The sequence below is a fragment of the Pseudomonas sp. TMB3-21 genome (assembly GCF_054898145.1).
This window is the reverse complement of the sequence record NZ_CM142718.1, coordinates 3176181-3194304: the sequence shown is the minus strand read 5'-3', so window position 1 is coordinate 3194304 and position 18124 is coordinate 3176181. Positions and strand designations below refer to the sequence as shown.

The window sequence follows — 18124 nt, the reverse complement described above, 5'->3', positions numbered from 1 at the left end:
TTCAATCGAAGGCGAAGCAGGTTTTCGCGTCGTTGGCTTTCAAGGCTTCATCGGTCAGGCGTTTCACTAAAGCATCAGCGGCCTTCTGATGCTTTTGCCTGACGGCGGTGACGGCCGGATTTTCGCCGACCGCAGGTTTTTCTTTCAAGGCTGTCTCCATCTCTTCATGAAAAGGTTCGTCCATCGTGGTGAACTGAGTGGCGTGACGCTTGCGTAAAAACTCTTCCCAAAAGTCGCGTTTGCTAATGGACTTCACAAGATCGGAAGTCAGTTCTGCGTTGAGGACTTTGTTGTAGGCAGTGTCGAGGTCGGTTGATTTCACCCCACCCAACGAGGCGAAGCGCATATGCCGGGGTTGGCCGACCAGCTCGAGTTTTTCCGCGAGACCGGTGCGATACGCCAACGTCACTTCCACTGGATCCAGCTTGGGGTCTGCCTTGGCTTTCGCTGCCGCGAGCTCGTCGAGATAATCCAGGCGAAACAGACTTCGGCCGAGACTCAACAGACGGGCCGCTTCATCATGAACATTGGCAGATTCCCGAACCGCGGCCTCTCTGTACACCCTCATTTCCAGATTGCTGAAAATTAGCGCAGCGGAATCATCGCAATTGGCTTTCACCGCCATCGGCAGCAATTCGTCACGCAAAGCCGCGTCAGCCTGGGCCGCATCAATCACGCTCCATACCCGGCGCTTCATGTCTTCGGACAGTGTCCGGAACAAGCCGTCGGAGCCGGGTTCGTTTTTCAACGCCGTCCAGGTGGCGTCACGCTTGGCGTAGTTTTCTTCACGCGAGTCGGGCATCCACAGGCTTCGAGCCCGTTGCTCGGTCAGAACCGTAATATCGTTGACCTCAAAACCCATCCCGATGCCGGTCCTGCTTCGGTAGATCGCGAGCTTTGCCTGACTCGCCGCGGACAAAGGGTTATGCCGCAGATTGAGTTTGTCGGTGAAATCTGCCGATGCATTAAACAACCAGTCGGGTAACTCGCGGATCTCGTTACGCTCCAGGTTAACGACGTCCAGATACGGTAATCGCGCAAGGCCGACCGGCAGTTCGGTAGCGTGCGTATCTGCCAGATACAGCAACTGCAAATCGAGCATCCTACTGACATCTACAGTCGCCCCCAAGCGGTTACCAGTGAGCCCCAGGGTTTTCAGATTGCGCATGTCAGACAGCTTGCGCAGCGTGTGTTCGGTCAATGCAATCTTGTTTCCATCCAGTCTCAAGTGTTCAAGATCAGACATGTGTGACAGCGCTTCGGGCAGGCGGGTTAGCTGATTGTTATCGAGTTCAAGCCTGACCAGCCCTTTGAACGGCTTGAGGAAATACGCCAGCTCGTCGCCAGCGTTCATATTTTTGATTGAGAGGGTGCGCACATGAGCAACGTCCTGTTCGCTTAATGTCGGGAGAGCGCCGCAAGGATTACGCTCCAGCCTGAGGGTGGTGTAGGCCTGATCCTGTGGCCAGCGCGGGGGCTTGACCCGGCGCCAGCAGTTCTCGATGGCGTTCGCCACCTGACGCCGGCTGACGCGCAGGTCATTAAGCGTCCCGGGGAGTTTCTTCATTTGCGCCTCATCGTCGCGCCAGGCGTGCAGCGCCCCACGCAATGTCTTCCACTGCAGCTGCAACTCCTTGATGCGATTCGCGCGCAACCGGTCGGTGGTGCCGGCGGCATCCAGAAAAGCCGAAACCTCAGCGTCGGAGTACAGCGGGTAGAGTTTGCGGACCTTGCGGATCAGGCCCTTTGCATAGTTGTTGGCAACGGATGAATCAGCTTGAATGCAGCGAGACAAATGCTCCGGCGCTTCGCTGTGCTCCCCGCGCAATAACCTCGTGGTGCGCACCGGGTCGGCAGTTGCCACGGCGACCAGCCGTTCGCGCAGCAGAACGGTGTCGAAGTGATCGGCACCGGATAAACCCATTCGGGTGCGCTGGCTCCCGGACAGGAGGTGGGGAATCGCTTCCAAGAGAGTTTTGCTGTTTTTGGTGGTAACCAATGTGCCAGCGCGCTGAGTGACCTGGTAACCGCTGGACGTTTTGACGATCACCGCACTCTGTGGTGCACCGGTTCTGCCGACGCTGTCGAGCAACGTCCCGGTCGGTACATCCTGCCGAACCTCGAGGCGCAATCCATCGTCCCAACCCTGCACTCGATCCAACAGCCGCAGCGCCAGAGTGTCGGTGTCGGCATTAGCCAGCTCTGGCAGCTGCAAGCCAGTCAGCGCGCGGTCGAGTCGCAACCCGGCTTGCGCTGCGCTGACCTGCCCAAACAAGTCAAAACCCAACAGCTTGCGATCCCTGAGGAACAGGCGATCACGGACCGAGGCATTTTCCAGCAGCTCTTGCGCCACACGAGTGGGAAGGTCCGCCGCGTGCTCGCGTAATGTCGCAACATCTCCGGTAGCCACGCCATCATGTTGTTTGTACAGCCAGTCATGCAGTGGTTGGCGATCGGCCTTGAGGGTGGTGGCTATTTTCTGCCCCAGAAGCAGCGATTTTGATTCCTTGGTTGTGGCGCCAATCAGGCCTTTGACTTCTTTCGAGGAGAGACCACTGATCACCGTATCAAGCAGCTGACCCGCGTCCAGTTGTGCCTGGGAAACGGCGACGCCGTTGACGTTATCCTCGGTCGCTGTCTGCGGATAGCGGGCCTTGACCAACCCTTTGTCATCGCGAATTTCAATGAAGCGGTCGGTAGGCCAGTTGGGCAATCGTGGCAATGTGTGCAGCTGTTCAGGGATGAAATCCGTGCTGGAGGTCTCCCCGGCTTCCATCGCTTTAATCAGCCCGTTGATTTTTTCATTGAGTCGGTAGCGCTCGACACAGTCATTAAATCGCGACGGCAGTTTGAGGTTGCTGTCGTGCAGTCGGTAAAGATCGGTCGGCGTCATCCCGCTGATGTGCGCAAGCTGAGTCAACCGGCTGGTCGGAATGTCGCGCAGACGCGGCGCCGTGCGTTTCAAGGCATACGCGCTGTCCAGCCATTCGAGGGAATGCTCATGTATATGGCGCCAGCCGCCTTCGACGTTGCGTTCCAGTGGGGGCTGGAACGCGTCAGGACGCAAAGGATGCTTGATTCGCCAGTGTTGACTGGCCGCATCCTTCACAACATTGTAAGTGGCACCGTCCATGAGGATTGAGGTGCGCACGCCGTCGATGTGAATGCCTTGTGCATCTGCATGCGCGGCGCCTGAGGGCGATAATTGCGCGTACGGCTGCGGGTCAGGCTTCCATAATCGTGACGAGCCGTCTGCCTTTTTGACCGCTTCGAAACCGTCGAAAAACGCGGTCTGCTCTTTGCCGAAGCGGTTCCAGGCACCGGTCACTGCAGTTCCGGCGGCCGCAAACGCCGCCATTTGCGCAACGCTCTCCACCACGTTCAACAGATGCGACAGCGCCTTGTGCCGCTCGCCATGCGTCCAGTCCTCAACCCCTTCATAGACTTCACCGGCGATCTGGACGACAGCTACTGCAGCCAGCACCTGGCCGAGCACAGGCACGAAAAATGACGCCGCATTCAATAACGAGAGCCCGCCATCCAGCAGCTGCTTCAGGGTCTTTTCCCGTTGTGCTTCGTCGACATCTGCAGTCGAAACTGCAAGTACTTGGGCATCCTTCTGAGCTCTGCTGATAAAGGCGCTGAAGAAAAAGTCCGAGGGGCACGTGCTGGGCGTGGCGGTGAGTACGCCTAATGTCTTGTCTTCATCAAACGCTGTGAAAAAGTCAGTTTTATCGTGACCCGGCAGGTATTGCTCCGTGAAGTTTTTTCGATAGCTGGCGACTTGCAGCTTGAGCGTCAAATAGACTTTGAAATCTTCCAGCGAGGCGTATTCATAAACCGGTCGGCGGGGTTCGTTCGGCATGTAAACGATGCATTTGGCCTTCGGCTCACTGTCGATGGAAACCTTGCTGAACACCAGCGCGCCACAGATGCACGCATCATGGATCATCAAGCCTTGCCAGATCACCGGCCCGCCATCGAAAACCGTCTCCTTGAGATCGGCGGCCGGAACATCCTGTTCGATGATGCTCAGCAGGGTCTTGTAGGCGTCAGCGCTGATGTCTTTCTTCAGGTAGGCAACGTGAACATCGACCTGCATGTCCAGCAACTTCAGGCTGCGAATGTCAGCGGCAGTGGCACGCTCATCCACCGGGGCATCGGGTGCGGGCTTGGCCGGTAGCGCAAAAATCTGGTCGATATGACGCTGGTAGCCGGAACCCAGATCAAGCTCACGGCACAACGCGGCAAATTTCACCGGGCTCAGCTCTGCGCCGGTCTGGGCGACCGCAGCAATCACTAACGTTGAGTCCTTGGGCATCCCGCCGCTTTTGGCCTGCGCATCGGTGAAGTTATCCATGGCAGCATGCAGCAGACTTCGCGACACGGTCTCCTCTTTTGTTACGTAGCCGACCGGAAACAGGCCCGTCGTTGAAATCGTCTTTTTTATGAAGTTCAGTGAGTCCCGTTCGACGTCGACGTCCAGCTTCCATTTTTCTTTGAGCAGCTTGGTCAGTTTCTCTTTGCAGAACTGATCCAGTGGCTTGAGCCGGTTGAGCACTGCAACAGCTTTAGAGTAAGTAACCGCACTCTGCGTCGCGGCGGACTTGAGTGCCTGAACGGTCTTCAGGTCCCCATCAGTCAGCCACGCGGGCATCGATTTCTGCAGCACTTCAGCTTTATCCAGATCGGCTGTGTGCTCCAGGTAAATATCAGCATTTGAAACGGCGGTGACTGGCACATCCACAGCCGGTTTCTTAGGGGTAGAGCTCATCTGCAATATCCTTATTGCATTGGGGAGTGGTCAGTCTATGGCGACTGAAAAATGATTGATAATTCGAATATCGGGTCGTGATCAGGGCCGATTGACCTATAACCCGCATAGATCAAATCATTATTTACCGCACTCGAAAAAGTGGTGTGTGCTCCCGTTGCTGGCCGCGCTATCCAGTCCGCTTATTACTTATCGATCTAAAACTCCCACGCCCACACCGGGTCAGTTTCTGAGTACCTGCGTTTTTTGACGCTGAATTGAATGACCCTCCCCAACGGAAAAACCGGTAAGGACTTTATGTGTGGATTAGCTGGCGAGTTACGCTTTGATCATCAACCTGCGGACCTTGCAGCCGTTGAACGAATCACCCATCACCTGGCACCGCGCGGCCCTGACGCGTGGGGCTTTCATGCCCAAGGGCCGATTGCCCTGGGCCATCGCCGCCTGAAAATCATGGACCTGTCGGATGGCTCCGCTCAACCGATGGTCGACAACCAATCGGGTTTGTCTCTGGCTTTCAACGGCGCGATCTATAACTTCCCCGAGTTGCGCACCGAGCTGGAAAGCCTCGGTTATGCCTTCTATTCCGGTGGCGACACCGAAGTGCTGCTCAAGGGTTATCACGCCTGGGGCGAAGCCTTGTTGCCAAAGCTGAACGGTATGTTTGCGTTCGCAATCTGGGATCGCGATGCCAAGCGTCTGTTCATTGCCCGCGACCGTCTTGGTGTCAAACCGCTGTACCTGTCGCGCACCGACCAGCGACTTCGCTTCGCCTCGGCACTGCCAGCGCTGCTCAAGGGTGGCGACATCAACCCGATCCTCGATCCGGTCGCGCTCAACCATTACCTGAACTTTCACGCTGTGGTCCCTGCGCCGCGCACCCTGCTAGCGGGCATCGAAAAGCTGCCCCCTGCGACCTGGATGCGTGTAGACGCCGATGGCACCACCGAGCAGAAAACCTGGTGGACCCTGCCCTACGGCCCGAACGCCGACGAGATGAACCTGACGCTCGAAGACTGGCGTGACCGTGTGCTCGACAGCACCCGCGACGCGGTGGCGATTCGTCAGCGTGCAGCCGTTGATGTCGGCGTGCTGCTGTCGGGTGGTGTGGATTCGAGCATGTTGGTTGGTCTGCTGCGTGAAGTCGGCGTGGAAAACCTGTCGACCTTTTCCATCGGTTTCCAGGATGCCGGCGGCGAGCGCGGCGACGAGTTCCAGTATTCGGACTTGATCGCCAAGCACTACAACACCCAGCACCACCAATTGCGCATCGACGAAAAAGAGATCATCGAGCAATTGCCAGCGGCCTTCCGCGCGATGAGCGAGCCGATGGTCAGCCACGATTGCATCGCGTTTTACCTGCTGTCGCGGGAAGTCGCCAAGCACTGCAAAGTGGTGCAAAGCGGCCAGGGCGCCGACGAACTGTTTGCCGGTTACCACTGGTACCCGCAGGTCGATGGCGCTGCTGATCCTTACGCAGCGTATCGCGAAGCCTTTTTCGACCGCAGCTATGACGATTATGCCGCCACCGTGCAGCCCAAATGGCTGACCGCCAATGACGCCGCCGGCGACTTCGTCAAAGAACATTTCGCCCAGCCCGGCGCCGATGCGGCGGTGGACAAGGCGTTGCGCCTGGACAGCACGGTGATGCTGGTCGATGACCCGGTCAAACGTGTCGACAACATGACCATGGCCTGGGGCCTGGAAGCGCGCACACCGTTCCTCGACTATCGCCTGGTGGAATTGTCGGCGCGGGTGCCGGGCAAATTCAAACTGCCGGACGGTGGCAAGCAAGTGCTCAAAGAAGCCGCTCGACTGGTGATTCCGAGTGAAGTGATCGACCGTAAAAAAGGTTACTTCCCGGTGCCCGGCCTCAAGCATTTGCAGGGCGATACGCTGAACTGGGTGCGCGAACTGCTGCTCGATCCGAGTCAGGATCGCGGCCTGTTCCAACCAAACATGCTCGACCGCCTGCTGACTGATCCACAAGGCCAGCTGACGCCGCTGCGCGGTTCCAAGCTGTGGCAACTGGCTGCGCTGAACCTGTGGCTCAGCGAACAAGGAATCTGATCGATGAAACCCCACGCCACGGCTTACAGCCAACGCTTGCTGCGCGGTCAGACACCCTCCTACGAACGTTTGCAGGCGCGACTGGCCGAAGACGGCAGTGAATTGAACGCGACACCGAAAGTGGTGCATTGCGGCTGGGGCCGGTTGCTGATCGGCCACACCTTCCCTGATCCGGCAAGCCTCGCCCAAGAGTTGCTCAACGAGCAGCCCGGTGAGCGCGACATCGCGCTGTACGTCGCGGCCCCGCAGCAGATCCTCGGTCTGGAACCGGCGCAGCTGTTCCTCGATCCATCCGACACGCTGCGCCTGTGGTTCACCGACTACCGTCAGTCCACCCGAGTGTTTCGCGGATTTCGCATCCGTCGCGCACAGAGCGAGGCTGATTGGCAGGCGATCAATCAGTTGTATCAGGCGCGCGGCATGTTGCCGATCGACGCCAGCCTGCTCACCCCGCGCCATCTCGGTGGCCCAGTGTACTGGCTGGCAGAAGATGAAGACAGCGGCACAATCATCGGCAGTGTCATGGGCCTCAATCACAGCAAAGCGTTTAACGATCCGGAAAACGGCAGCAGCCTGTGGTGCCTGGCCGTTGATCCGCAATGTTCGCGACCGGGCGTCGGCGAAGTGCTGGTACGTCACCTGATCGAGCATTTCATGAGTCGCGGCCTGAGCTACCTGGACCTGTCGGTGCTGCACAACAACCGCCAGGCGAAAAGTCTTTACGCCAAACTGGGTTTTCGCAACCTGTCGACCTTCGCCATCAAACGCAAGAACGGCATCAATCAGCCACTGTTCCTCGGCCCGGGGCCCGAAGCCGAGTTCAACCCGTATGCGCGAATCATCGTGGATGAGGCGCATCGGCGGGGTATCGACGTGCAGGTTGATGACGCTGAAGCCGGTCTGTTCACGCTGATCCATGGCAGCCGTCGTGTTCGCTGCCGCGAATCCCTGAGCGATTTGACCAGCGCGATCAGCATGACGTTGTGTCAGGACAAAAGCCTGACCCATAAAGTGCTGCGCAACGCCGGCCTCAAACTGCCCGCGCAGCAGCTGGCAGGCAACGGCGATGACAACCTGTCGTTCCTCGATGAGCACGAACGGGTGGTGGTTAAACCGCTTGACGGCGAACAGGGCCGTGGCGTCGCCGTGGATCTGCGCACGATCGAAGAGGTGCAGCAAGCCATCGAAGCCGCACATGAGTTCGACAGCCGAGTGCTGCTGGAAAGTTTTCATGAAGGCCTCGACCTGCGCATCGTGGTGATCGGATTTGAAGTGGTTGCTGCGGCCATTCGCAGGCCGGCCGAGGTGATTGGCGACGGTCAACATTCGATTCGTGCATTGATCGAAGCGCAAAGTCGGCGTCGTCAGGCGGCAACCGGCGGTGAAAGCAAAATCCCAATGGATCATGAGACCGAGCGCACCCTCGCGGCGGCGGGCTATGACTACGACAGCGTTTTGCCGGCGGGCGAGCACCTTTTCGTACGACGTACGGCGAACCTTCACACCGGCGGCATTCTTGAGGATGTCACCTCGATCCTGCACCCGACCCTGGTCGATGCGGCCGTGCGGGCGGCGCGGGCACTGGACATCCCGATGGTCGGTCTCGACCTGATGGTGCCGGCCGCCGATCAACCGGAATACGTGTTTATCGAAGCCAATGAACGTGCCGGCCTGGCGAACCACGATCCGCAGCCGACGGCTGAACGCTTTGTGGATCTGCTGTTCCCGCACAGCCAGGCGGCCGCATCGTAAAGCAAACCCCTGTAGCAGCTACCGAGGAACGAAGGCTGCGTTGCGTGTCCGCAGGGCCGCCCTTGAGGGGCCGCTACGCTGCCCGACGCAGCCTCGTACCTCGGCAGCTGCTACACAACACTGCTCACCTTTACTTCATCGAAACCATCGATGTTCTCTACTCATCAGGAGTTTCCATGACCCACAAAATCCCCGAACCCGATCTCGCTTACCTGCAAAAAGTCCTGCTGGAAATGCTCGCCATTCCCAGCCCGACCGGGTTTACCGACACCATCGTGCGTTACGTTGCTGAACGCCTCGAAGAGCTGGGTATCCCCTTCGAAATGACCCGGCGCGGGACGATCCGTGCCACGCTCAAAGGCAAGAAAAACAGTCCGGATCGCGCCGTCTCCGCGCACCTCGACACCATTGGCGCCGCGGTTCGCGCGATCAAGGACAATGGCCGACTGACGCTGGCCCCGGTGGGCTGCTGGTCGAGCCGATTTGCCGAGGGCAGCCGCGTCAGCCTGTTCACTGACCACGGCGTGATCCGTGGCAGCGTATTGCCGCTGATGGCTTCCGGGCACGCGTTCAATACCGCTGTGGATGAAATGCCGATCAGCTGGGACCACGTTGAATTGCGCCTGGACGCTTATTGCGCGACCCGCGCCGATTGCGATTCGCTGGGCATCAGCGTCGGCGATTTCGTCGCCTTCGACCCGCTGCCGGAATTCACTGAAAGTGGCCACATCAGCGCCCGCCACCTTGATGACAAGGCTGGCGTGGCTGCATTGTTGGCGGCGCTGAAAGCGATCATCGACAGCGGCGAAGAGCTGATGATCGATTGTCATCCGCTGTTCACCATCACCGAAGAAACCGGCAGTGGCGCCGCAGCGGCGTTGCCTTGGGATGTCAGTGAATTTGTCGGCATCGACATTGCGCCAGTCGCGCCCGGTCAGCATTCGAGCGAGCACGCGGTGAGCGTGGCAATGCAGGATTCCGGTGGGCCTTACGACTATCACTTGTCCCGGCATCTGCTGCGCCTCGCCGGTGACAATGATTTACCGGTGCGCCGCGATCTGTTTCGGTACTACTTCAGCGATGCGCATTCGGCGGTCACGGCCGGCCACGACATTCGTACCGCCCTGCTGGCCTTCGGCTGCGATGCCACGCATGGCTACGAACGGACGCACATCGACAGCCTCGCCGCGCTCAGCCGTTTGCTCGGCGCATACATCCTGAGCCCGCCGGTTTTCGCCAGCGATGCGCAACCGGCGAAGGGTTCGCTGGATCGCTTCAGTCACCAGATCGAGCACGATACGCAGATGGAAAGCGACACGCGGGTGCCGTCGGTGGACAGCCTGGTGGGGCAGCGCTCGGATAGCTGACGTTTTGCGTCGACTGGGCTGACGTCTTCGCGGGCAAGTCGAACTGCCGCATCGCTTGCCCCCGCATCCGACGCTGACACCTTCGCGAGCAAGCCCGCTCCCACATTGACCGGTTCTCCCTGGAGACATGCGATCAAACTGTGGGAGCGGGCTTGCTCGCGAAGGCGTCCGTGCAGGAGACCGCAAGAGCAAGGCTAGCCGCAACCGTTCATTCGCCGTAGCATCGCGCCATCGTTTAGCCGAGGTGCCCAATGCTGATTCCCCACGACCAACTTGAAGTCGACACCCTCACCCGATTGATCGAAGACTTCGTTACCCGCGATGGCACCGACAATGGTGATGACACGCCGCTGGAAACCCGGGTATTACGCGTTCGCCAGGCCTTGACCAAGGGCCAGGCACTGATCGTCTTCGATCCAGACAGCGAGCAATGCCAGCTGATGCTCAAACACGATGTACCCAAGCATTTGTTCGACTGACGCCTCAGCGTTTTTTAAGCCGTGGTGTTTTGGCCTTGATGCGTTCATAGACCTCGGCGCGGTGCACGCTGACGTCCTCTGGCGCGTCAATACCGAAGCGCACATTGTTGCCGGTGACCGCGACGACGCGCACGGAAATGGTGTCACCGATGGAAATCTTTTCACCCGCCATTCGGCTGAGTACAAGCATGGTTATCCGTCCTTCAGGGTTATTGAACCCTGAAGATGCCCGCCTGATGGACACGCTTCAATGCGCCCAATGCAAATCAGTCTTGCCCTACAAAGCCGAGGGAGCGCGCCGAAAGAAACGTCCTACAAATCGCGCTTTCAGGTGGCGGAAAATCGCGGTCCCAGCAGAATAACGCTCGCACCGATCACGCACAGCGCCACGCCGATCCAGTCTGAACCCAACGGACGAACCCGCTCGACCACCATCAGCCAGCCAATTGATGCCACGATATAGATCCCGCCGTAGGCCGCATAAGCACGACCGGCGTACGTGGCTTCAATGCGGGTGAGCAGCAGCGCGAACAAGGTCAGGCTGAGCAGTGCCGGCAAAACCCACCAGGCACTTTTGCCCTGCCGCAGCCACATCCAGAAAGCAAAGCACCCGGCGATCTCGAACAGTGCCGCGAGGAAAAACCACAGATAATTGAGCATGCGCACATCTCGCAAGAGTGACCGATGCCGGCCACCCTAACGATGGCATGGCGTACCGGCAAGTTCAGCCTGCGGTTTGTTTGGCCTTGGCGCGCATCTTGTCCGCCATGCTGGTCATTTCGTCGTAGAGCAATTGCGGGTTCTTTTGCTTGATCGCCCAGGCCATACGCCCCTGTTCGTGAGGCAGAATCATGAATTCGCCAGCGGCGACGTGCTGGTAGATGTAGTCAGCAATGTCCGCCGCCGTGATCGGTGAACTCTCCAGCAACTTGCCGACCTGGGCTTTCATGGCCGGTGTCGGGCCACGGAACGAATCCAGCAGGTTGGTCTGGAAGAATGACGGGCACACCACGTGAACGCCGATTTCCTGCTGTTTCAGTTCAACCAGCAAACTCTCCGACAATGCCACTACGCCGGCCTTGGCCACGTTGTAATTACTCATGGCCGGACCTTGCATCAGCGCAGCCATTGAAGCGATATTGATGATCTTGCCTTGGCTTTTTTCCAGTAGCGGCAAGAAGGCCTTGCACCCCTTGACCACCCCCATCAGGTTGATCGCGATCTGCCAGTCCCAGTCCTCCAGCGACAATTCACTGAAGAACCCGCCGGATGCCACACCGGCGTTGTTGACGATCACATCGATGCCGCCCAGTTTTTCTTCGCAGGCCTGCGCAAAAGCAGTCAGCTGGCTGTAGTCGCGCACGTCGCAGCGCTGGATAAATCCGTCGCCGCCCACTTCACGGACCATTTTGAGGGTTTCCTGCAGGCCTGGCTCGCTGACGTCCGACAAGGCAAGCTGCCAGCCCTCGCGCGCCCAGCGCAGCGCGATTTCGCGACCCAGGCCCGAGCCTGCGCCAGTGATCATCATGCGGTTTTGCATAGCAGACAGCCTTGTTGTTCCGGGGAAGATGCGTCGAGTGTAGCGAAGGAGCGTGCCCGACCCACGCTCCATCAGATTGCTGAATGGCCCGAGCAAACCGTAGTCGCTTGCGCGGTAACTAGTGCGATTAAAAAGAAATAACGCTTTCTTCGAAAAACATTAAAAAAACATGGAATTTTTTCACGTGCAGGCCAGTCGGACGTTGTAAGCAGCTCGGGTTATTTGTATTCCAGCTGACAGTGGACACCAGGCAATTCCAGAACACTTCCAACAAGGAAATAGACATGGGCACAATTCTAATCATTATTCTGATCCTCCTGCTGGTAGGTGGCTTGCCGGTCTTCCCTCACTCGAGAAGTTGGGGTTATGGTCCGTCGGGTATCATCGGTGTGGTGTTGGTAGTGCTGTTGATCCTGCTGTTACTCGGCAAGATATAAAGATTTAAGAAGCAAAAAAAAGAGGCCCTCAGGGGCCTCTTTTTTATTGCGCGGTGAAACTTAGTCGGGAGTGCCGTCGACTACACCGGCCGTGTTGTCGATCAGACTCTTGGTCGCGGTCTGGATGAACGACTCGAGTTTCTGCTTCAGTTCATCTTCATCCGGTGATGCCGGGATAACCATGCCTTTCGGGTTGGCGCCCAGTTCGTACTGGTACAGCTTGGGCGGCATGTCCTTCGGCAACACCAGCACGCGGTCTGCTGTCAGATAAGCCACGGTCTGATCACTACCGGAAGGTTTGATCACGCCGAAACCCTTGTCGCCTTCCGGCAGGTTCAGCAGGTCGCGACCCCAGCATTGATGGATCACCTCGCCACCGATGCGGCCCATGATGGTCGGCACCACGTCGACCTGAGTACCAACGGTGTGATCCAGCTGACCGAATTTTTCCTGCACGCCCGGCCCGATCAGCAGCATCGGAACATTGAAGCGCCCCAGGTCCATTTCGGTGATTTGTTGCTCGTTGCCGAAACCGTGGTCGCCGACGACGACGAACAGCGTTTCATTGAAGTACGGCTCTTTACGCGCCTTCTCGAAGAATTGACCCAGCGCCCAGTCGGAGTAGCGCATGGCGGTCATATGTTCGTTGAGGCTGCCGCGATCGGTCACGCGCTCCACCGGCAGTGGCGTCGGCAAGGCATACGGCGTGTGGTTGGACAGGGTCTGCAGCAATGCGTAGAACGGCTTTTTGTCCTTGCCATCGCGGGCTTTCAGCTCTTCCAGGCCACGGTCGAACATGTCCTGGTCTGACACGCCCCACGTCGAATCAGAGAACACCGGGTTAACAAAATCGTTACGGCCGATGAAATTGGTCATGCCCTGGTTGCTGAAGAAGCCCGACTGGTTGTCCCAGGCGAAGTCGCCGTTGTAGACATACACGTCGTCATAGTCACGGGCGCTGAGCAACTGCGGCAGGCCGGACAGTTTGTGGCTGCCTTCCGGCGTCTGCATCAGGTATTCAAAACCCGGCAGGTTGGGGAAGCACGCCATGGTGGCGAACATGCCCTGGTGGGTGTGGGTGCCGTTGGAGAAGAAGCGGTCGAACAGCAGGCCTTCTTTCGCCAATTTGTCAAAGTATGGAGTAATGTTGCCCGGACGTCCGAAAGCACCGACCGAGTGTCCGGCGAAGCTTTCCATCAGAATCACCACGACGTTTTTGATCGGCAACGTCTTGTCGGCATTCGGGGTGAAATTGCGGCGAACGGCGGCCGTTTCGGCATCGACCAGTTTGTCGCTCGGGGTCAACAGACTCTCGCGAACGGTCTGCTGCGCCAACGGCTGCGGCATTGTCGATTTCCAGACATTGTCGCGATGTTCCGAGAAGCGGCTCTTCGCCGCGGCGACCAGTGACAGCGTGCCGTTGAGACCTAACTGGTTGGCGAAGTTCGAATCGGTGGTGTAGACATCACCCCAGCGCAGCGGTGGGCCCTGGCGCAAGGTGCCACGAGCGGCAACCACGCAAATCAACAGGCAGACCACGAACACCGCGATGCGCGAATACCATGGCGCAACCTGACGCGTGCTGATGCTGCCGCCGCTGAACGGGCCACGCGGACGAGTGGCACGGTCGGCGCCCTTGAACGCCAGGGTCAGAATCAACGTGCCAAAGGCCCACGCCAACAGGTAACGAACCACCGGGAAACCGTACCAGAGCATGCTCATCACGGTTTTCGGGTCTTCCTGCACATACTGGAAGACCAGGCCGTTGAGGCGCTGGTGGAATTCGCGGTAGAAGTCCATTTCCATCAGGCCGAGGAACAGCGCAATGCTCGAAGCGATCGTCAGCCACAACCGGAAGAAACCACGGGCGGCCATCGCGCGGGCACTGAACAGCGCCAGTACCAATGGAATGCTCAGGTACACCACCAGGCGCAGGTCAAAACGCAGGCCGTTGATAAAGGCTTCGACGAAGGTCGAGGCTGGGGTGTCTAGGATCATTTCGCTGTTATAAACCAGCAGCGCAAGGCGCAGCAGGCTGAACATCACCATCATGATCAGGGCGCACAGCAGCGTGTAGGCCAGATGCGATTTGACGGTCGGTTGCAGCAGGCGACTTGAAGCTCGCTGCTGATTCAGGGCGTCCGGGTTTGCCATGTCGTTTTAGGACCCATTGGAAGTTGAAGTTGCAAAAAATACAGCGGCGCCTTGCCCTCTGTTGACCAGTTCTCGGCCCCGGGGCTTACGCGGTGCGCAAATGTTGCACGATCACCTGCGGCATTACCATTGATTACTCACCGGTTTGCCGGCGGGGGCGAATTGTCTTGGAGCCTTTGTGAAAATTTCGTGCAACGCATATCCCGAAACAAAATAAAGCGCCCTGCCCCGCTCAATGCGAAACGCCCCGAACCAGTCGGGGCGTTTGTTGAAGGGCAGCGCGATTATTTTTCGGCGCGTTCTTTCAAGGCTTTCAGGGTATTGAATGGCGCATCTACCACAAACTTGTTGGCCAGCCACGATGGCACGCTGCCGCCCGGTTCCGTGTGCACCTGATAGGTCACTTCAACCTGATCACCTTTTGGCACGAACTTCCAGAAGCCCTCAACCTGGGTGACCCGCACGAAACCTTTCTCTTCCGGCAGATACTTGGGCACGCCTTGGAGTTTGCGCGTCAGGCTGCCATCGGCGCCCTCAACCGTCGTGATATGGGTGACCGAATCGCGCGGGGTGACCGGCCAAGGCGTGTTGAACTGACTGTAGGTCCAGCCTTCGTTGCCTTCGTGTTTAATCAGTTTCTGGCTCTTGCACTCATGAATCCAGGCACACGCAGCGGCGACGTCTTCCTGCAAGGCACGCAGTTTGGCCATGGTCGTCTTCATCACGGTAACGCCGCGGTACGCTTTGTATTGCGAACCGGCCACCTCTGACAGCGACACTTTGATGCCGTCCTCTTCCTTGGCGGTTTTCCATTCTTCGGCCTGAGCCGTGGAGGCCAGCAAAACCGTGAAACCACACAGCACAGCCATACGATGCAGCGAACCCATAATGTTATTTCCTTATTGTTGAATTCCGTTCGGTGAACACATCACGCCGCCGTCATCTGCTCCCACCAGCCCAACAACCTGATCGCTTCGCCATTGCTGCTTCCGCACACCTCGACGTCGGCTTCGAATGCCGAACACACGGCAGGACGTTCCGGGCGGCCAAAAATCCGGCACAGATTGTCAACTGACAGTTGCACGCAGCGTTCGCCCGCAGCCTTGCCGAGCGGCATGCCAGGAATGGGTGAGCTGATGGAAGGGGCAATGCAACAGGCGCCACAGCCTTCGCGGCATTTCATGACGACGAGCTCCTCGCGATGGGCGATGTGTATAAAGGACGGGGCACAGGGTAACCGCTACAACGGTTGTTTCAAATTGCTGAGGAAGAGTTTTTGCTGTTCAGCGGCTGTGACTGACCAGTCACCGACAAAGCGTCTGGCCAGAGGCTTACACAGATGGTTCAGCGCTTGAATTCGAATTCGAGCGCTGCGCCATCGACATCGCGACGCTCGTCATTGCGCAGTTGCAGTTGCATTTCGTTGCTGATCAAACGCCCGTTGAGTTGAAAGGCTTCGCTGCCTGGTTTGTCACCGAACATTTGCGGCAAGAGGGGCTCGCGCTTGGGCAACGTCACCGTACCCTCGGGTTTGAGTTCTTCGGCCATGTCCTCAGGCAAACTGAGATCGATCGGGACCGACGGTAATTTGGTCTTGGCAATTTCGCGAGCGGATTTCGATTTGGAGGAAATCGGCGCGCGTTTTTTCACCTTGGCCGCTGGCTTCTTGGCGGGAGTAGCCTTCTTGGCGGGCGCGACTTTCCTGGCCGTTGCCGGTTTGTCCGGCGCCGCACTGGCGGCAGGTTTTTCCTGAGCGGGAGCCGCAATGACGCTACTCGCCTGGAAGGTGACCAGCAGACAAATCGATAGCCAGACGGCAGGAAATATCGGTTTCATGGACCCAACGACGTGAGCGGCAGATAGCCTTATGCTCGCCTGTTGCACGCGACAAGACAAGCGCGGCCGAGCAATACCTGCCCGCCCCGTCAAAATCCGCCAGCCATCTCCTGGCACAGCTGGGTCGCCAGCATGCCCAGAGTCATCAGGGCGCGCTCGGCTTCACGGTTCCAGGGGGTCCCGCAGTTGAGCCGAATGCAGTGATTGAATTGCTCGGTGTTACTGAAAATCAATCCCGGCGCGATACTGATGCCCTGCTGCAGGGCCCGCACATGCAGTTCCTGAGTGTTGATCCGTCCCGGCAAACTGACCCACAAAATAAAGCCGCCGGTTGGCCGGGTCATCTGCGTGCCTTCCGGAAAATACTGCTGTACCGCCAGCTGAAACGCGCTGAGATTCTTCCGGTATTCCTGGCGGATGTAGCGCAAATGTCGGTCGTAGCCGCCATTTTCCAGATAGGCGGCAATGCCCATCTGCGTGACGCTGCAGGCAGAGTGCGTGCTGAATGTCTGCAAGCGCTGGATTTCCTGCTGGTATTTGCCGGCAATCATCCAGCCGATCCGCACCCCCGGCGACAAGGTCTTGGAGAAGCTCGAGCAATAGATCACCCGATCCAGCCGGTCATACGCCTTGAGTGATTTTGTGCGCCCCTGCTCAAACATCAGCTCGCCATAGATATCGTCTTCAACAATCTGAATATCGAAATCCGAAGCCAGCCGCAGCAACTGTTTCTGCCGCTCCTCGGGCATGGTGCCGCCCAGAGGATTGCTCAGCCGGGTGGTCAGCACCAAAGCCTTGATCGACCATTGGTTGGCTGCCAGTTGCAGGGCTTCCAGGCTCATGCCGGTGGCGGGATCGCTAGGGATTTCTATGACCTTGAGGCCGAGCAGATCGGCCAGCTGCAGCAGACCATAATAGGTCGGTGACTCGGCTGCGATCAGGTCGCCCGGACGGGTCAGCACGCGCAGCGACATTTGCAGCGCGTCCACGCAACCGTGGGTGATCACGACTTCCGAAGGGTCGACCACCACGCCGGCATCGCGCATGCGAATCGCCACTTGCCGACGCAGCGGTTCAAAACCGGGGCTGAACATGTAGCTGAAGGCACGAGGGCTGTGGAATCGGGTGACTTTGGCCAATTGCTGATGCAGTGCGCGCACCGGCAGGTAATCAACACTCGGCACCGCAGCGCCTAGCGGAAAGACGCCTTCGCGGCGGGATTCGACCAGCACTTGTTGAATGATGCTGCTGCGCGTGACCAGACCGGGGCGCTCGACACGGGCAATGTCCGGGGTGGGCGCGGTCAGGGCCGGCGTCTGGTGCACGTAGTAGCCCGACTGCGGTCGCGCGCGGATCAGGCCCTGATCCTCGAGGTTCGCGTAAGCCTGCAAAACGGTCGCATGGCTGACATTGAGCTGCGAACTCATCTTGCGCACCGAGGGCACGCGCTCGCCCGGTTGATAGACGCCACGACGGATGTCTTCAGCCAGTTGCTGAGCAATACGTTGGTAGAGCAAAAGATTGGTCATGACGCAGCACTCGATTTCACGGGCATTTTATTCTTGTGTGAAACAATACCGGAACAGTTTAGAAGTGTACTGGGACAGTTGCCACAATAGTCGACCGTACAGTGCAGTGTCAGCAAAAACTGTACTGCTTTGTGGCGTATTCGCAGGTACAAAAAACCCGGCGCAGTGTGGCTGGCCGGGTTTCCC

14 protein-coding genes are annotated in these 18124 nt (G+C 58.3%); 5 read left to right on the top strand and 9 right to left on the bottom strand.

Going from position 1 to position 18124, the window contains the following annotated elements:
- Window position 1: 1 nt before the first annotated feature.
- Entirely contained in the window at window positions 2–4774 is a 4773-nt protein-coding gene (locus ACYZTS_RS14760; protein ID WP_461990090.1) for an NEL-type E3 ubiquitin ligase domain-containing protein, read from the bottom strand.
- 297 nt (window positions 4775–5071) lie between these two features.
- On the opposite strand from ACYZTS_RS14760, the gene ACYZTS_RS14755 reads away from it, so the two are divergent.
- The 4 genes from ACYZTS_RS14755 (at window position 5072) to ACYZTS_RS14740 (ending at window position 10442) form a co-directional block, all read left to right on the top strand.
- Window positions 5072–6844 (top strand): N-acetylglutaminylglutamine amidotransferase, encoded by a 1773-nt coding sequence (locus ACYZTS_RS14755; RefSeq protein ID WP_461990088.1) that lies wholly within the window; start codon window positions 5072–5074, stop codon window positions 6842–6844.
- A gap of 3 nt (window positions 6845–6847) precedes the next feature.
- Window positions 6848–8596, top strand: a complete 1749-nt coding sequence (ngg, locus tag ACYZTS_RS14750; RefSeq protein ID WP_461990086.1) for an N-acetylglutaminylglutamine synthetase — start codon at window positions 6848–6850, stop codon at window positions 8594–8596.
- 176 nt (window positions 8597–8772) lie between these two features.
- The gene (locus tag ACYZTS_RS14745) at window positions 8773–9963 is read left to right on the top strand and encodes an osmoprotectant NAGGN system M42 family peptidase (protein ID WP_028620640.1); all 1191 of its coding nucleotides are present in this window, start codon (window positions 8773–8775) and stop codon (window positions 9961–9963) included.
- A 251-nt stretch (window positions 9964–10214) separates the two neighbouring features.
- A complete protein-coding gene (locus ACYZTS_RS14740) occupies window positions 10215–10442 on the top strand; it encodes a YheU family protein (RefSeq protein WP_025212539.1) in 228 nt (75 codons plus the stop codon).
- A 4-nt stretch (window positions 10443–10446) separates the two neighbouring features.
- Here ACYZTS_RS14740 and csrA read toward each other — a convergent pair whose 3' ends face one another.
- From csrA to ACYZTS_RS14725, 3 genes are all read right to left on the bottom strand, one after another.
- Complete coding sequence (gene csrA / locus ACYZTS_RS14735) at window positions 10447–10632, bottom strand: carbon storage regulator CsrA (protein WP_028620639.1); 186 nt, start codon at window positions 10630–10632, stop codon at window positions 10447–10449.
- A 137-nt stretch (window positions 10633–10769) separates the two neighbouring features.
- Window positions 10770–11102, bottom strand: coding sequence for a YnfA family protein (locus ACYZTS_RS14730; RefSeq protein WP_461990083.1), 333 nt, complete (start codon window positions 11100–11102; stop codon window positions 10770–10772).
- Window positions 11103–11166: 64 nt separating this feature from the next.
- Window positions 11167–11982, bottom strand: coding sequence for an SDR family oxidoreductase (locus ACYZTS_RS14725; RefSeq protein WP_461990081.1), 816 nt, complete (start codon window positions 11980–11982; stop codon window positions 11167–11169).
- A 278-nt stretch (window positions 11983–12260) separates the two neighbouring features.
- On the opposite strand from ACYZTS_RS14725, the gene ACYZTS_RS14720 reads away from it, so the two are divergent.
- Window positions 12261–12419, top strand: coding sequence for a DUF3309 family protein (locus ACYZTS_RS14720; protein ID WP_174602692.1), 159 nt, complete (start codon window positions 12261–12263; stop codon window positions 12417–12419).
- Window positions 12420–12479: 60 nt separating this feature from the next.
- Here ACYZTS_RS14720 and ACYZTS_RS14715 read toward each other — a convergent pair whose 3' ends face one another.
- The 5 genes from ACYZTS_RS14715 to ACYZTS_RS14695 form a co-directional block, all read right to left on the bottom strand.
- Window positions 12480–14573, bottom strand: a complete 2094-nt coding sequence (locus ACYZTS_RS14715; RefSeq protein ID WP_028620636.1) for an LTA synthase family protein — start codon at window positions 14571–14573, stop codon at window positions 12480–12482.
- A gap of 284 nt (window positions 14574–14857) precedes the next feature.
- Complete coding sequence (locus ACYZTS_RS14710) at window positions 14858–15460, bottom strand: START domain-containing protein (RefSeq protein WP_028620635.1); 603 nt, start codon at window positions 15458–15460, stop codon at window positions 14858–14860.
- A gap of 41 nt (window positions 15461–15501) precedes the next feature.
- Window positions 15502–15756, bottom strand: a complete 255-nt coding sequence (locus ACYZTS_RS14705; protein WP_028620634.1) for a YkgJ family cysteine cluster protein — start codon at window positions 15754–15756, stop codon at window positions 15502–15504.
- Between the two features lie 161 nt (window positions 15757–15917).
- The gene (locus ACYZTS_RS14700) at window positions 15918–16409 is read right to left on the bottom strand and encodes a translation initiation factor 2 (RefSeq protein WP_461990079.1); all 492 of its coding nucleotides are present in this window, start codon (window positions 16407–16409) and stop codon (window positions 15918–15920) included.
- 89 nt (window positions 16410–16498) lie between these two features.
- Entirely contained in the window at window positions 16499–17938 is a 1440-nt protein-coding gene (locus ACYZTS_RS14695; RefSeq protein ID WP_461990077.1) for an aminotransferase-like domain-containing protein, read from the bottom strand.
- Between the last annotated feature and the right edge of the window lie 186 nt (window positions 17939–18124).

Bases quoted from the DNA above. Each gene is read 5' to 3' on its own strand.
- ACYZTS_RS14700 (WP_461990079.1), bottom strand. From the start codon at position 16,409: ATGAAACCGATATTTCCTGCCGTCTGGCTATCGATTTGTCTGCTGGTC.
- ACYZTS_RS14705 (WP_028620634.1), bottom strand. From the start codon at position 15,756: ATGAAATGCCGCGAAGGCTGTGGCGCCTGTTGCATTGCCCCTTCCATC.
- ACYZTS_RS14725 (WP_461990081.1), bottom strand. From the start codon at position 11,982: ATGCAAAACCGCATGATGATCACTGGCGCAGGCTCGGGCCTGGGTCGC.
- ACYZTS_RS14740 (WP_025212539.1), top strand. From the start codon at position 10,215: ATGCTGATTCCCCACGACCAACTTGAAGTCGACACCCTCACCCGATTG.
- ACYZTS_RS14710 (WP_028620635.1), bottom strand. From the start codon at position 15,460: ATGGGTTCGCTGCATCGTATGGCTGTGCTGTGTGGTTTCACGGTTTTG.
- ACYZTS_RS14730 (WP_461990083.1), bottom strand. From the start codon at position 11,102: ATGCTCAATTATCTGTGGTTTTTCCTCGCGGCACTGTTCGAGATCGCC.
- csrA (WP_028620639.1), bottom strand. From the start codon at position 10,632: ATGCTTGTACTCAGCCGAATGGCGGGTGAAAAGATTTCCATCGGTGAC.
- ACYZTS_RS14760 (WP_461990090.1), bottom strand. From the start codon at position 4,774: ATGAGCTCTACCCCTAAGAAACCGGCTGTGGATGTGCCAGTCACCGCC.
- ACYZTS_RS14745 (WP_028620640.1), top strand. From the start codon at position 8,773: ATGACCCACAAAATCCCCGAACCCGATCTCGCTTACCTGCAAAAAGTC.
- ACYZTS_RS14695 (WP_461990077.1), bottom strand. From the start codon at position 17,938: ATGACCAATCTTTTGCTCTACCAACGTATTGCTCAGCAACTGGCTGAA.
- ACYZTS_RS14715 (WP_028620636.1), bottom strand. From the start codon at position 14,573: ATGGCAAACCCGGACGCCCTGAATCAGCAGCGAGCTTCAAGTCGCCTG.
- ACYZTS_RS14755 (WP_461990088.1), top strand. From the start codon at position 5,072: ATGTGTGGATTAGCTGGCGAGTTACGCTTTGATCATCAACCTGCGGAC.
- ngg (WP_461990086.1), top strand. From the start codon at position 6,848: ATGAAACCCCACGCCACGGCTTACAGCCAACGCTTGCTGCGCGGTCAG.